This window comes from Variovorax sp. SG517, assembly GCF_013376045.1.
Lineage (GTDB): Bacteria > Pseudomonadota > Gammaproteobacteria > Burkholderiales > Burkholderiaceae_C > Variovorax.
In genome coordinates this window covers 36,183-48,919 of the sequence record NZ_JABMJG010000009.1, presented here as the reverse complement: position 1 = coordinate 48,919, position 12,737 = coordinate 36,183, and the positions used below count along the sequence as shown (strand labels likewise).

Annotated in this window: 14 protein-coding genes; 4 read left to right on the top strand and 10 right to left on the bottom strand. The window is 68.7% G+C overall.

From position 1 onward, the window contains the following. The first annotated feature begins 165 nt into the window (after window positions 1-165). The 3 genes from rpsU to FHT32_RS25235 all read left to right on the top strand — a co-directional run bounded on the left by rpsU (window position 166) and on the right by FHT32_RS25235 (window position 1,411). Complete coding sequence (gene rpsU / locus FHT32_RS25245; protein WP_007833691.1) at window positions 166-378, top strand: 30S ribosomal protein S21; 213 nt, start codon at window positions 166-168, stop codon at window positions 376-378. Between the two features lie 110 nt (window positions 379-488). Further along, window positions 489-938 carry a GatB/YqeY domain-containing protein gene (locus FHT32_RS25240; protein WP_176667339.1) on the top strand — a complete coding sequence of 150 codons (450 nt, stop codon included), beginning with the start codon at window positions 489-491 and terminating at the stop codon, window positions 936-938. 2 nt (window positions 939-940) lie between these two features. After that, window positions 941-1,411: an NUDIX domain-containing protein gene (locus FHT32_RS25235; protein WP_176667338.1), complete on the top strand. Its 471-nt coding sequence runs from the start codon at window positions 941-943 to the stop codon at window positions 1,409-1,411. A gap of 10 nt (window positions 1,412-1,421) precedes the next feature. On the opposite strand, the gene FHT32_RS25230 is transcribed toward FHT32_RS25235, so the two are convergent. After that, window positions 1,422-2,180 (bottom strand): sulfite exporter TauE/SafE family protein, encoded by a 759-nt coding sequence (locus tag FHT32_RS25230; protein WP_176667337.1) that lies wholly within the window; start codon window positions 2,178-2,180, stop codon window positions 1,422-1,424. Between the two features lie 102 nt (window positions 2,181-2,282). On the opposite strand from FHT32_RS25230, the gene FHT32_RS25225 reads away from it, so the two are divergent. Further along, complete coding sequence (locus FHT32_RS25225; RefSeq protein WP_176667336.1) at window positions 2,283-3,194, top strand: LysR family transcriptional regulator; 912 nt, start codon at window positions 2,283-2,285, stop codon at window positions 3,192-3,194. Here FHT32_RS25225 and FHT32_RS25220 read toward each other — a convergent pair. The 9 genes from FHT32_RS25220 to FHT32_RS25180 form a co-directional block, all read right to left on the bottom strand. Beyond that, the gene (locus tag FHT32_RS25220) at window positions 3,178-4,176 is read right to left on the bottom strand and encodes an SDR family oxidoreductase (RefSeq protein ID WP_176667335.1); all 999 of its coding nucleotides are present in this window, start codon (window positions 4,174-4,176) and stop codon (window positions 3,178-3,180) included. The genes FHT32_RS25225 and FHT32_RS25220 overlap by 17 nt on opposite strands. Next, window positions 4,173-5,075: a bile acid:sodium symporter family protein gene (locus tag FHT32_RS25215; protein WP_176667334.1), complete on the bottom strand. Its 903-nt coding sequence runs from the start codon at window positions 5,073-5,075 to the stop codon at window positions 4,173-4,175. Before FHT32_RS25215 ends, FHT32_RS25220 begins: the two co-directional genes overlap by 4 nt. Before the next feature lie 17 nt (window positions 5,076-5,092). Further along, on the bottom strand, window positions 5,093-6,430 hold the full coding sequence (locus FHT32_RS25210) for an NAD(P)/FAD-dependent oxidoreductase (protein ID WP_176667333.1): 1,338 nt from the start codon (window positions 6,428-6,430) through the stop codon (window positions 5,093-5,095). Further along, window positions 6,427-7,248, bottom strand: a complete 822-nt coding sequence (locus FHT32_RS25205) for an SDR family oxidoreductase (RefSeq protein ID WP_176667332.1) — start codon at window positions 7,246-7,248, stop codon at window positions 6,427-6,429. The genes FHT32_RS25210 and FHT32_RS25205 overlap by 4 nt, the downstream gene beginning before the upstream one ends. A 102-nt stretch (window positions 7,249-7,350) precedes the next feature. Next, entirely contained in the window at window positions 7,351-8,397 is a 1,047-nt protein-coding gene (locus FHT32_RS25200) for an NAD(P)-dependent alcohol dehydrogenase (RefSeq protein ID WP_176667331.1), read from the bottom strand. 37 nt (window positions 8,398-8,434) lie between these two features. Further along, complete coding sequence (locus FHT32_RS25195; protein WP_176667330.1) at window positions 8,435-9,538, bottom strand: ABC transporter ATP-binding protein; 1,104 nt, start codon at window positions 9,536-9,538, stop codon at window positions 8,435-8,437. Window positions 9,539-9,573: 35 nt separating this feature from the next. Continuing rightward, a complete protein-coding gene (locus tag FHT32_RS25190) occupies window positions 9,574-10,416 on the bottom strand; it encodes a carbohydrate ABC transporter permease (RefSeq protein WP_218088413.1) in 843 nt (280 codons plus the stop codon). Then, the gene (locus tag FHT32_RS25185; protein WP_176667329.1) at window positions 10,413-11,297 is read right to left on the bottom strand and encodes a carbohydrate ABC transporter permease; all 885 of its coding nucleotides are present in this window, start codon (window positions 11,295-11,297) and stop codon (window positions 10,413-10,415) included. The genes FHT32_RS25190 and FHT32_RS25185 overlap by 4 nt, the downstream gene beginning before the upstream one ends. Then, window positions 11,297-12,583 carry a sugar ABC transporter substrate-binding protein gene (locus FHT32_RS25180; protein WP_256099153.1) on the bottom strand — a complete coding sequence of 429 codons (1,287 nt, stop codon included), beginning with the start codon at window positions 12,581-12,583 and terminating at the stop codon, window positions 11,297-11,299. The genes FHT32_RS25185 and FHT32_RS25180 overlap by 1 nt, the downstream gene beginning before the upstream one ends. Window positions 12,584-12,737 lie beyond the last annotated feature (154 nt).

Genomic DNA, 12,737 nt, shown 5'->3' with positions numbered 1-12,737 from the left:
CACGAAGTGCGCGCAGCCTGGGGGAGTGCCATTTCCGCCTGGGGGAGTGCTATACTCATGGGCTAACTCTTGGCCTTACCTCAACGGCCGCAAAAGATTTCAGTTGAGGAACCCCGGCTTGGGGCCTCGATCTCTCCAGGCCAAATCCATTTCAACGATTCATCAATGACCACCATCCGCGTTAAAGAAAACGAGCCCTTCGACGTCGCCCTGCGCCGTTTCAAGCGCACCATCGAAAAGCTCGGCCTGCTGACCGACCTGCGCGCCCGCGAGTTCTACGAAAAGCCGACCGCCGAGCGCAAGCGCAAGAAGGCAGCCGCGGTCAAGCGCCACTACAAGCGCGTGCGCAGCATGCAGCTGCCCAAGAAGCTGTACTAAGCAACGCCCCGGGTGGCAGGCGCCAGACGAAAGTCAGCACCGCCGCTCCGTTGCCTCAGCCGCGCCAGGGAAACCTGCCGCGGCTTTTGTTTTTTCCGAAAGGTTGCCGAATGACTATCAAAGAACAGATCACCGAAGACATGAAGACGGCGATGCGCGCCAAGGACTCCGAGCGCCTGGCCACCATCCGCCTGCTGCTGGCCGCGATGAAGCAAAAGGAAGTCGACGAGCGCGTGGAGCTCGACGACACCATGGTCGTGGCCATCGTCGACAAGATGGTCAAGCAGCGCAAGGACTCGATCGCCGCCTTCACCACCGGCGGCCGCACCGACCTCGCCGACAAGGAAGCCGCCGAGATCAAGGTGCTGGAGGTCTACCTGCCCCAGCGCATGGGCGCCGAGGAAGTCGCCGCCGAAGTGAAGGCCATCGTGGCCGAGCTGGGCGCCAAGGGCCCGGGCGACATGGGCAAGGTGATGGGCGTGGTCAAGACCCGCCTGGCCGGCAAGGCCGACATGAGTCAGGTCAGCGCAGCGGTCAAGGCCGCTCTGACGGGCGCCTGAGCATGAACGCCGGCAGCCCCAGCGTCACCATCCCCAAGGCCTGCGCCTGCCTGGTCGACGCAAGGGGCCGGCTGCTGGTGTTCCGCCATCCCGAGGACGGCAACATGCAGCTGCCCAAGGGCACCATCGAGCCCGGCGAGTCGCCCGAGGTGGCGGTGCGCCGCGAGCTGCTCGAGGAATCGGGCATCGACTACGCCGGCGAACTGCAGTCGCTGGGCACGCTGAACCGCGAATGCGAGGCCGGCATCGAAGGCAACACGCACCGCCACCCGCAGCTGTGGCACCTGTTCCTGATGCGCGCCGAGAGCGCCCTGCCCGAGAGCTTCACGCACACGGCCACGGGCAGCCCCGAGGAAGAAGGACTGGTCTTCCTCTTCAGCTGGCTCGACGCCAACGACCCGATCGACGACTTCGCCCTGCCCTACCGCCAGACCATCGAGCGCGTACGTTCGGCCCTGCTGCTGGCGGCCTGAGCCACCATCGTCACCCCGCGGCCGCCCGCACGGCCATGTACAGGCCCAGCAGCGCCAGCCCGACCAGGAAGCAGCGCCGGAACACCTCCACCGACAGCCGCTTGCGCAGCCAGGTCCCCAGCACCATGCCGCCGATGGCCGGCGCCAGCATCGCGACCGAACCTCCGATCGCCGACACCGGATATCCCCCGTTCACGGCCAGCCCGATGGCCAGCACCACCGTCGAGGTGGTGAACGAGATCCCCATCGCCTGGATCAGCGAATCGCGCTGGAAGCCCAGCGCCTGCAGGTAAGGCACCGCAGGCACCGCGAACACGCCCGTCACGGCCGTCACCAGGCCGGTGGCCACGCCCACCAGCGGCCCCACCCAGCGCGCCTGCGCGTCGCTCACATGCAACTGTCGCCCGGTCAGCCCCCAGAGCGCATAGACGATCAGCGCCACCCCGAGCGCGAACGAGGCCCAGGCACCGGCCGGCACGCCCAGCCACAGCGCCCCGGCCAGCGTGCCGATCACCACGCCCACCTGCATGCCGCCGATGCGCCGCAGCACGGGCATGAAGGTCGCGCGCGGCCCGGTCTGCCAGATGTTGGTGACCAGCGAGGGCACGATCAGCAGCGCGGCGGCCTGGGCCGGCGACATCCACAGCGCGAGCAGCGCCATCGACACCGTCGGCAGCCCGAGGCCGACCACGCCCTTGATCACCCCGGCCAGCAGGTACACGGCCGTGGCGGCGGCCCAGAAAGCAGTTGCGTCGATCGGATGCGTCATCGGAGGCCGACTCTGCCGACGAAGCCCGCCGCCGCAAATGCGGCATTCGCGAAGCGGGCCTCAGTCTGCGGCTGAGGCTCCTGGTGCACACTCCGCCGGATCATGCGATTCGACCTCACCGACCTGCGGCTCTTCATCCATGTCGTCGAGGCCGGCAGCCTCACTGCCGGCGCGGGGCGTTCGCACATGACGCTGGCCTCCGCCAGCCAGCGCGTGCGCGGCATGGAAGACGCCCTGGGCAGCCCCCTGCTCACCCGCCACGCGCAGGGCGTGCGCCCCACCGAGGCCGGCCGCACGCTGCTGCACCATGCGCGCGTCGTGCTGCAGCAGATGGAGCGCCTGCGCGGCGAGCTCGGCGAGTACGGCCAGGGCCTCAAGGGCCATGTGCGCTTCATGTGCGGCACCTCGGCGCTGACCGAGCACCTGCCCGAGGTGCTGAGCCGCTTCCTGGCGGAGCATCCGCGCATCTCGGTCGACCTGGAAGAGCGCGCCAGCCCCGACACCGTGGAAGCCCTGCGCGCCGGCCTGTGCGACATCGGCATCGTCTCCGACGCCATCGACAGCGAGGGCCTCGAATGCCATCCCTTCCGCCGCGACGACCTGGTGCTGGTGATGCCGCGCGGCCATGCACTGGCCAGCCGACGGCGCCTGAGGCTGGCCGAGGTGGTCGACAGCGAATTCGTCGGCCTGCCCGCCGACAGCGCGCTCCAGCAGCTCATCACCCAGCACGTGCGCGCCCTGGGCAAGCACCTGGCCTACCGCGTGCGCGTGCGCAACTTCGAGGCGGTGTGCCGCATGGTCGAGTACGGCATCGGCGTCGGCATCGTCCCGCAGACCGCCGCCGAGCGCTGCGCCCGCTCGATGAAGATCGCGCGCGCCTCGCTCGCCGACGCCTGGGCCGAGCGCACGCTGATGGCCTGCGTGCGCTCGTCGGAAGACCTGCCGCTCAACGCGCGGCGCATGCTCGACTACCTGGTCGCGCCGCCGCCCGACGAGGTCAGGACGAAGCAGTGACCGGCCGCCCCAGCCGCGCCCGCGCCGCCACGAAGGCGTCGAAGGCCTCGCTGCTGGTCTTGCGCGGCACATAGCCGAAGCGCTCTTTCAGCGCGGTGTTGAGCAGCACCGGCCGGTAGCGCAGGAAGTCGAGCTGCTCCGGCCCGTAGCGGCTCACGCCCAGCGCCGAGCCCGCCGCCAGCGCCGCCTTCAGAACGCCGGCCGGCCAGTCGACCGCTCGCTTGCCGAGCCGCGAGGCGATCTCGTGGATGCTCAGCGCGCCGTCGCCCGCGAGGTTGTAGCAGCCGGGCGACGCGCCGCCGAGCGCATGGGCGATGGCGCCTGTCACGTCCTCGTCCCACACGAACACGAAGGGGCTCGCGCTGCCTCGGATGGCGATGAGCCGCTTCTTCTCGAACAGCGCCGTGATCTGGTTGTCCACCCGCTCGCCCAGGATGGTGCCGATGCGCAGCACCGTCTGCGCCAGCGACGGATGCCGCTCGCGATAGTCGGCGAGCATCTCCTCCACCTGCCGCTTGTGGTCGGCGTAGGCGAACACGGCGTTGCCGCGCAGCGGCTGCGACTCGGTGATCCACGCCGGGTTGTCCGCGTGGTAGCCGTAGGCCGCGCCGCTGGACGACACCACGATGTGCCGCACGCCGTTCGCCACGCAGGCTTCGAGCACATTGCGCGTGCCGCCCACGTCCACCGAATGCTCGAAGGCGCGGTTCGAGTCCTTGCCCGGCGTGACGATGGAAGCGAGATGCACCACGGTGTCTATCGCATGGTCGGCGATGGCTTCGGCGATGCGCGAGTCGCGCACGTCCAGCTGCCGGTAGGCCACGCCCATGAGCCGCCGGTCCGGCGGCACCTCGCGCACGTCGACCGCGACCAGCGCTTCCAGCCTGCCCTGCTGCGCCAGCGCGGCGAGCAGGCTGCGACCCAGGAAGCCGTCGGCCCCGGTCACCAGCACGCAGCGCGCGACGATTCCTTCGCCGCTCATGGCTTCGCGGGCTTGCGCCCCCACCAGCTCGCCAGCGCAAGGCCCGCGATGATGTCCCAGAAGCCCCACACGCCCGCCACCACGGCCATGCCGCCGAGCCCGCCGAAGAAGCTGAAGATCAGCACCAGCCCGAGCCCCGAATTGCGGATGCCCACCTCGATGGACACGGCGCGCCGGTCGTAGTCGCCCAGCCCCGAGAGCCGCGCACACAGGTAGCCGGTGCTGAAGGCCAGCGCGTCGTGGATCACCACCGCCAGCAGCACCAGCCCCACGTAGTCGAGGAAGAAGCGCCAGTTGCCCGCGATGGCGCCGACGATGAACACGATCAGCGCGACGAAGCTCAGCACGCCCACCGGCTTCTTGATGCGCGCCGTGAGCGTCGGCAGCCTGTGCGCACAGGCCACGCCCAGCACGAAGGGAATGCCGATGATCGCCACGATGTGCCCCAGCATGTCCAGCGGATCGAGCGCAATGGTCTTCAGCAGCGCCGAGGCCGTCGGATGCAGCCCGCCCCAGAACGCAAAGTTCAGCGGCATCACCACGATGGAGATCGCGTTCGAGATCGCCGTCATCGACACCGACAGCGCCACGTTGCCGCCCGCGCGGTGCGTGAGGATCTGCGAGATGTTCCCCGGCGGGCAGCAGGCCACCAGGATCATGCCCAGCGCGATGCTCGGCCCAGGCTTGAGGATCAGCGTGAGCACGTAGGTCACCGCCGGCAGCACGATGAACTGCGCGCCGATGCCCACGGCCATCGCGCCGGGCATGCGCGCCACGCGCTTGAAGTCTTCGATGCGCGTGTCCAGCGCGATGCCGAACATCAGGAAGCCCAGCACCACGTTGAGCAGCACCAGCGAGGCCGGGTTGAAGTGAAGGCGTATCTCGTCGACGGGCAGCATGCGCGTTGCTCCTTCGTTCAGCCCTGGTCGGCCAGCGCCGCGGCGGCGTTGCGCACTGCCGCGCGGTAGGTGTCCTTGTGCACGTAGTACGCCATGCGCTCGAGCTGGAGGTACTTGAAGCCGCCCGACAGGTCGGGCGCCGGCCCCTGGGCGGCGCTCCGCAACGCGGCTGCCTTCGGCGAACCGCCCGCCTGCGCGCGGAAGTAGCGCGCCACCAGCTCGGCCTGCTCGTAGCGGCCCTGCCATCCGATGCCGCTGGCCTCGATCATCCCGAGCACCGCGATGTTCTCGAAGCGCGGCGAGAAGATGTTGAGGTACAGCCGCGGCGCCATGCCCTGCCAGTTCAGTAGCTCGCGCTCGATGAAGGGGTAGTGCAGCGCGTAGCCGGTGGCCGCGAGGATCAGGTCGTAGTCGCGCGCGCTGCCGTCCTTGAAATGCACCGTGCGCCCGTCGAGCCGCGCGATGTCGGCGCGCACGCCGATGTCGCCGTGGCCCACGTGGTGCAACACGAGCGAATTCACGATGGGGTGCGATTCGTACATCCGGTAGTCGGGCTTCGGAAAGCCGAAGCGCACCGGGTCGCCGGTGAACCACTTGAGCACCGTCGAGTCGATGCGCTGCTTGAGCCATGGCGGCAGCGGCCGCTTGCCGCCCAGCGTGTCGGCCGGCTTGCCGAACACGTACTTGGGCACGAAGTAGTAGCCGCGCCGCACCGAGATGTCGACGCTCTGCGCGTAATGCACCGCGTCGACCGCGATGTCGCAGCCCGAGTTGCCCGCGCCGACGATCAGCACGCGCTTGTCCTTGAAGAGATCCGGGTGCTTGTAGTCGCTGGTGTGCAGCAGCTCGCCCTCGAAGTGGCCGTCGAAGCTCGGCCGCTTGGGCTCGGCGAGCGTGCCGTTGGCGATGACCACGCCCCTGTACTCGGCCGTCTCGACGGTGCCCTCGCCGTCTTCGGTGGTCACGAGCCAGCGCGTGCCGGGCGCGTCGCTCACGGGCTCGACGCGCAGCACGCGCGTGTTGAAGCGGAAGTGCTCGCGCAGCCCGAACTTGTCGGCGAAGTCGCTGAAGTAGCGGCGCAGCTCGCGGTGGCTCGGATAGTCGGCCACCGTGTCGGCCATCGGGAATTCGCTGAACTCGGTGGTGCGCTTGCTCGAGATCAGGTGCGCGGAGTGATAGACGGTGGAGCGCGGATTGTCGATGTCCCACAGCCCGCCCACGTCGCCATGCGCCTCGAAGCCCTGGAACGGCACGCCGTGCTTCTGCAGGTTGCGCGCACCGGCAAGACCGGAGGGGCCCGCGCCGATCAGCGCGATCTGTTCGTGGGTGGGTACGGCGTCGTTCGGCGGCGTCATCGGGTCGGAGGCTCCTTGGGAAGGCCGGGAATTGCAGTGGCGCCAGCCTCGCCCACGCGCGGCTTGCGCGGCTGGCCGCGCAGCAGGCGGTCATGCAGCTTCTCCGGCAACAGGTCGAGCGCCTTCGAGAGCCAGCCGATGCGGCGCGGCAGCACGATCTTCTCGCGCCCAGCCGCCACGGCCGCCAGCAGCCGGTGCGCGGCATCGTCGGCCTCCAGCAGCCCCGGCATCGCGAAGCGGTTGCCGGCAGTGAGCGCGGTGCGGATGTAGCCAGGGCTCACCGTGTGCACCGTGAGCCCGGTCTCGCGCAGTTCGGCGCGTAGGCTTTCGAGGTAGCGGATCAGTCCCGCCTTGCTCGCACAGTAGGCGCCGTTGCCCGGCATGCCGCGCCAGCCTGCGATGCTGGCCATGCCGACCAGCGCGCCGCGCCGCTGCGCACGCATGGCGGCCACGAAAGGCTGGAAGGTGGTGGCCGCGCCCAGCAGGTTGATTTCGAGCATGCGGCGGAACACGGCCAGGTCGTCGGCCTGTGCGGTGTCGTAGCCGCCAGCGACGCCTGCGTTGGCGATCACGAGGTCGGGCGCGCCAGCGCGGGCCATCCAGTCGGCGGCCATGGCCTGCATGGCGCCGCCCTGCGACACGTCGGGGGTGTAGGCCGCGCAGCGCCCGGGCGCGAGCGCTGCAAGTTCGGTGAGCCGGCCGGTGTCGAGCCCCACCAGCGCCACGCTCGCCCCGTTGCCGATCAGTTCGCGCGCCAGCGCCTGCCCCAGCCCGCCACAGGCACCGGTGAGGACGACGTTGCGGAACGGCAAGGGCATTGGCGCGCGGGCTCCGGGTGGCAAAAACCCGGCCACTTTATCCGTGCACGCGCGCCGCGCCCCCCGGCATTTCCCCTTGCCCGGCGCCTTGGGGCCAGGTCCTCAGGCAGCCGGTTCCGGAAACTCGATCTGGATCTTCACGTCCGTCGCGCGGCCGGCCGCCGCTTCCTCGAAGGCCTCGATGCCGTCCTCGAAGGCGAAGGTGCGCGAGATGAAAGGCTTCACATCAACCTGCCCCGAGGCGATCAGCGCCAGCGCGCGCGGGAAGATGTTGGCGTAGCGGAACACCGACTCGATGCGCACCTCCTTCGACTGGATCGCGACGATGTCCATCGGCACCTTGCCGCCGGGCATGCCCACCAGCACGAGGCAGCCGCCGGGGCACAGCAGGTCGACGATGCCCTCGAAGGCGCGCGCGCTGCCGCTGGCCTCGAAGACCACGTTGGCGCCCCAGCCGTCGGTCAGCGACTTCACGGCCTCGGCAAGGTTGGTGCCGCGCACGTCGACGGTCGTCACCGCAGGGTTGCCGGCGAACAGCGCCAGCTTCTCGGGCACGAGGTCCGCGAGGATCACGCGCGCCGCGCCGCCTGCGAGCGCCGCCAGCGCCGTCATCGCGCCGATGGTGCCGGCGCCGACGACCACCGCCACGTCGCCCGGCTTCAGCGCGGCCTTCTTCGCGGCCTGAAGGCCGATGGCCAGCGGCTCCACGATGGCGCCCTCGCCGAAGCTCACGTTGTCGGGCAGGCGGAAGGTGAAGGCCGCCGGGTGCACCACGAAGGGCGTGAGGCAGCCGTGGATGGGCGGCGTGGCCCAGAAGCGCACGGCGGGGTCGAGGTTGTAGATGCCTTCGAGCGTGGCGCGCGAATCCATGCGCGGGATGCCGGGCTCCATGCACACGCGGTCACCGGGCTTGAGGTGCGTGACCTCGGCACCCACCTCGGCCACGACGCCCGAGGCCTCGTGGCCCAGCACCATCGGCTCCTCCACCACGTACGGGCCGATGCCGCCATGCTGGTAGTAGTGAACGTCGCTGCCGCACACGCCCACGGTGTGCATGCGGATCTTCACGTCGCGCGGTCCCACGTGAAGCGGTATGTCGAGCTCGCGCAGCCTGAGCTCGTGCGCTTTTTCCAGAACCAGTGCCTTCATGTTCTCGAGTCCTTGAATGAGTGTTGTCGGTATGGGGTCAATGCAATGGGGTGTCCGCGCGCAGCAGCGAGGCGCCGGAGTCGATGTCGAACAGGTGCACCTGCGCCGGGTCGGCCACGAAGCGCACGCGCTCGCGCAGCCTGGGGCAGTGCGCGGAAGGCATGAGCGCGGCGATCTCGCCCTCGCCCTGGCCGAAGCTCACCAGCACCTCGTTGCCGAGGTACTCGATGAGCTGGACCTCGCCGGCAAAGCCTCCGTCGCGGCCGTCCTGCGTATCGACCTGCATGTGCGCGGGCCGGATGCCCAGCGTCACGCGCTCGCGGCCCTCCAGCGCAAAACGCCGCGGGTCCACGCGCACCGTGCCCTCGCGGCCCGTCAGCTCGAAATGGCCGCCGGCATCGCGCACCTTCATCTCCACCAGGTTCATCGGCGGCGTGCCGATGAAGCCCGCCACGAAGGCCGAGCGCGGCCGCTCGAAAATCTCGCGCGGCGAGCCGACCTGCTCGATGCGCCCATCGCGCAGCAGCACGATGCGGTCGGCCAGCGTCATCGCCTCGTGCTGGTCGTGGGTCACGTAGACGGTGGTGGTCTTCAGCGCCTGGTGCAGCCGGGCGATCTCGATGCGCATGTGGTTGCGCAGCTTGGCGTCGAGGTTCGACAGCGGCTCGTCGAAGAGAAACACCTTCGGCGTCTTGATCATCGCCCGCGCGATCGCCACGCGCTGCTGCTGCCCGCCCGAGAGCTCCGTGGGCTTGCGCTGCAGGTAGCGCTCCAGCCCCAGCGTGTCCGACACCTCCTTGATGCGCGCGTCGATCTCCGCCTTCGGCACCTTCAGCCGCTTGAGGCCGAAGGCGATGTTGTCGCGCACGCTCATGTGCGGATAGAGCGCGTAGTTCTGGAACACCATCGCGATGCCGCGCTCCTGCGGCGGCAGGTCGTTCACGCGCTGGCCGCCGATTAGCAGGTCGCCGTCGGAGATGTCCTCCAGACCCGCGAGCATGCGCAGGATGGTCGACTTGCCGCAGCCCGAGGGGCCGAGGAACACGACGAACTCGTTGTCGGACACGTCCAGGTCGAACTGGTGGACGACCTGCGTGTCGCCGTAGCGCTTGATGATCTTGTGACAGCTGATTGCGGACATTTCGTTCTTCCGGGAAAGAGGGATCGCCTCGGGGCTCATGCCGCGTCGCGCCTGCGCTTGAACGCCGCATTGAGGAAGCCGCTGAGCACGCCCACCATGAGCAGCGGCGGCAGCGAGAGCAGGATGACGGAGGCATTCAGAATGCCCCAGGGCACGTCGCGCCCGAGCTGGCTCAGCTCCGAAGCCACGATGGGCAGCGTCTTGGCATCCGACGTGGTGAGCATCAGCGCGATGAGAAATTCGTTCCACACCAGCACGAAGCCGAAGGCGATGGCGCCGATCAGCGAGCGCGCGGCGATCGGCAGCGCCACCTTGAAGAAGATCGCGTAGGGACCGTAGCCGTCGACGCGGCCGGCCTCCTCCACTTCCTTCGGTACCGCCTTGAAGGCGGGAATGGCGAGCCAGATCACCGTGGAAAGCGTGAGCAGCGTGTAGGTGACGACGAGCGCGATGCGCGTGTCGTACAGCTCCAGCTGCAGCCAGATCACCATCAGCGGAATCGCCACCGCCACCGGCGGCAGAAAGCGCATCGAGAGCACGAAGAACTGGATGTCGTTGGCCCAGCGCAGCGGGTAGCGCGCCAGTGCATAGGCAGCAGGCAGCCCGAGCACGGCGCCTGCGATCACCGCGGAGCCCACCACAACCACGGAGTTGAGCAGCCCCTGCGCCACCGCCTCGCGGCTCAGCACGTAGACGTAGTTCTCCAGCGTGGGCGTGAAGAAGAACTTCGGCACCGCCGAGACGATGTCGACCCGGTTCTTGAACGAGTTGAGGAAGGTCCAGAGCACCGGCACCAGCGCCGAGAGCCCGGCCGCGATCAGCACCAGCCGCGCGAGCAGCGTGCCGAGGGACAGCTTTTTCTTGAGGGATGCGCTCATTTCGGCCGCGTCCATTTCCAGATGTAGGTGAAGGCCACGGTCGAGGCGACCATCATCAGCACAGCCATGCCCGATGCATACGAGATGCGGCCCGACTCGATGAAGCCCTGCGAGAACGCGTACATGTCCAGCGTCTCGGTCGAGATGCCCGGGCCGCCGCGCGTCATGACGTAGATGAGGTCGAAGGCGCGCAGCGACTCCACCATCTTCACGAAGCACAGGCTGACCAGCGGCGCCTTGAGCATCGGCAGCGCCACATAGGCGTAGACCTCCCAGGTCTTCGCGTGGTCCATGCGCGCGGCCTCGAAGGGCTGCGGCGGCAGTGTCTCGAGCAGCTTGAGTACGATGACGGCGAAGAACAGGCCCCACTGCCACACGTCGACGAAGGCCACCGTGAGCAGCGCGGTCACGGGGCTGGCCAGCAGGTCCAGCGGTTCTCCGGTGATGGCCTTGTACGGCCACGTGAGCAGGCCGAAGAGCGGATGGAAGGCGAACTTCCACACGAAGGCGGCCGACACCCGCGGCAGCAGCACCGGCACGATGAACAGCATCGACAGCACGTTGCGCCAGCGCGTGGTGGTGCACTGAAACATCAGCACGCCCAGCAGCACCGCGAGCCCCATGGTGGCGCTGACCGTCAGCACCTCCCACACCAGCGATACGCGCACCGAATTGAGGAAGCGCCGGTCGGAAAAGAGCTGGAGGTAGTTCGACAGCCAGACCCAGGCCGTGTCGGCCTGGCCCAGCTCGCGGTCCTGCAGCGAGATGCCGATCGCGAAAAGGGTGGGCACCAGCGCCAGCACTGCAAGCACCAGCAGGCCGGGCCCGATGAAGACGAGAGGGAGCCTCGTCGTCTTCTTTTTCTTCTCCCTGAGCGTCATTACTTCTTGCGCCGCGCGACCAGTTGCTTCGCGTAGCCGTCGAGCTCGTCGAGGCCTGCCTTGATGTCGGTGCGCGAACCGGTGATCAGCTCTTCGAGGATGATCCCCCAGCGGTCGCCGAGGTCGGGCCAGGCCGGGTCCTGCCAGAAGTTGACGGCCGTGAGCTTGCCGGTGTCGGCCAGCGCCTTGCCGAGGTCGGCGCCGTAGCGCTTGGCGAACTCGGGGCTGGACAGCACGCTGGTGCGGTTGAGCTCGCCGAACTGGCCTTCCGCGAGGCGGCGCTGCTCCTGCTTCTTGGAAGTGGCCCAGGCGACGAACAGGCCGGCGCACTTCTTCGCCTCCTCGGTCTTGTTGGCCTTGGCGCCAATGGCCAGGCCGTGGCCGTAGCCGCCGCCGGTCAGCGGCGCGGGCGGCGGCAGGTAGGCGACCTTGCCGATCACGGTCGACATCTTCGGGTCGAGCGCATTGCCGGCCAGCGGAGTCGATTCGATCAGCATCGCCACCTTGCCCGCGAGGAAAGCGCCGGTGGACTCGTCCCAGCCGCCGGTCTTGGTACCCGGCGCCGAGTACTTGAAGAGGTCGAGGTAGGTCTGCGTGGCCTTCACCGCGGCGGGCGAGTCGAACACGGGCTTGTCGCCGTCGAACCACTGGCCGCCATAGCCGCGGAAGAAGGGCATCCAGCGCCACACGTTGGCGCCCGATCCGCGCTGGCCGCGCAGCGCCACGCCGTAGACGCCGTTGGCCGGGTCGTTGAGCTTCTTCGCGGCCTCGGCAAATTCCTCCAGCGTGGTCGGCGGCTTGATGCCGGCCTTCTCGAGCAGGTCCTTGCGGTAGACCAGCAGGTCGCCGCCACCGGTGAGCGGCGCGAACCAGACCTGGCCGTCGAAGGTGGCGACCTTCTGGCGGCCGGGGTCGAAGTCGGCGTAGTCGTAGTCGGCGGGGTAGTACTTGGCCAGCGGCACGATCCACTTCGACTGGGCGAACAGCGGCACGTTGGCCTCGTCGACGTAGTACACGTGGTACTTGCCCACCGTGGAGGCGTCCGCGCGGGTCTTGGTGCGGCGGTCGTTCTCGTTGAGGTTGTCGATGTTGAACGAGGCGCCGGCCAGGGCCTTGAACTCGTCCTTGTACTTTTCGAGCAGGGTCAGCCCGTCGCGGGGCTGGGACAGGACGCGCAGGTCCTCCTTGCAGACCTGCTGCGCCTGGGCCGCGCCGCCCCCTGCGGCCAGCGCCGCCAGCAGCATCGCGCAGCCCGTCATCCGGTACCGGTTTACTTGAACAGCCATCGCTTTCGTCTCCTTTGAGCCTGTCGTGGATTGCCGGCGGATCGCGGCGGAAACAGGTGGGACGAAGCGTAGGCAGCGGCGGTGCGGCGCCGCGTACACGCGAGCCGGGCCACTGGTATTTTCATGACCACCCTGCTTGGGGTTTTGCCGGAGT

What these genes read in the sequence shown, in the direction of transcription:
- FHT32_RS25240 (WP_176667339.1), top strand. Translation starts at nt 489, where the DNA reads ATGACTATCAAAGAACAGATCACCGAAGACATGAAGACGGCGATGCGC.
- FHT32_RS25215 (WP_176667334.1), bottom strand. Translation starts at nt 5,075, where the DNA reads ATGCTGCCCGTCGACGAGATACGCCTTCACTTCAACCCGGCCTCGCTG.
- FHT32_RS25230 (WP_176667337.1), bottom strand. Translation starts at nt 2,180, where the DNA reads ATGACGCATCCGATCGACGCAACTGCTTTCTGGGCCGCCGCCACGGCC.
- FHT32_RS25225 (WP_176667336.1), top strand. Translation starts at nt 2,283, where the DNA reads ATGCGATTCGACCTCACCGACCTGCGGCTCTTCATCCATGTCGTCGAG.
- FHT32_RS25190 (WP_218088413.1), bottom strand. Translation starts at nt 10,416, where the DNA reads ATGAGCGCATCCCTCAAGAAAAAGCTGTCCCTCGGCACGCTGCTCGCG.
- FHT32_RS25195 (WP_176667330.1), bottom strand. Translation starts at nt 9,538, where the DNA reads ATGTCCGCAATCAGCTGTCACAAGATCATCAAGCGCTACGGCGACACG.
- FHT32_RS25180 (WP_256099153.1), bottom strand. Translation starts at nt 12,583, where the DNA reads ATGGCTGTTCAAGTAAACCGGTACCGGATGACGGGCTGCGCGATGCTG.
- FHT32_RS25235 (WP_176667338.1), top strand. Translation starts at nt 941, where the DNA reads ATGAACGCCGGCAGCCCCAGCGTCACCATCCCCAAGGCCTGCGCCTGC.
- FHT32_RS25200 (WP_176667331.1), bottom strand. Translation starts at nt 8,397, where the DNA reads ATGAAGGCACTGGTTCTGGAAAAAGCGCACGAGCTCAGGCTGCGCGAG.
- FHT32_RS25220 (WP_176667335.1), bottom strand. Translation starts at nt 4,176, where the DNA reads ATGAGCGGCGAAGGAATCGTCGCGCGCTGCGTGCTGGTGACCGGGGCC.
- FHT32_RS25205 (WP_176667332.1), bottom strand. Translation starts at nt 7,248, where the DNA reads ATGCCCTTGCCGTTCCGCAACGTCGTCCTCACCGGTGCCTGTGGCGGG.
- rpsU (WP_007833691.1), top strand. Translation starts at nt 166, where the DNA reads ATGACCACCATCCGCGTTAAAGAAAACGAGCCCTTCGACGTCGCCCTG.
- FHT32_RS25185 (WP_176667329.1), bottom strand. Translation starts at nt 11,297, where the DNA reads ATGACGCTCAGGGAGAAGAAAAAGAAGACGACGAGGCTCCCTCTCGTC.
- FHT32_RS25210 (WP_176667333.1), bottom strand. Translation starts at nt 6,430, where the DNA reads ATGACGCCGCCGAACGACGCCGTACCCACCCACGAACAGATCGCGCTG.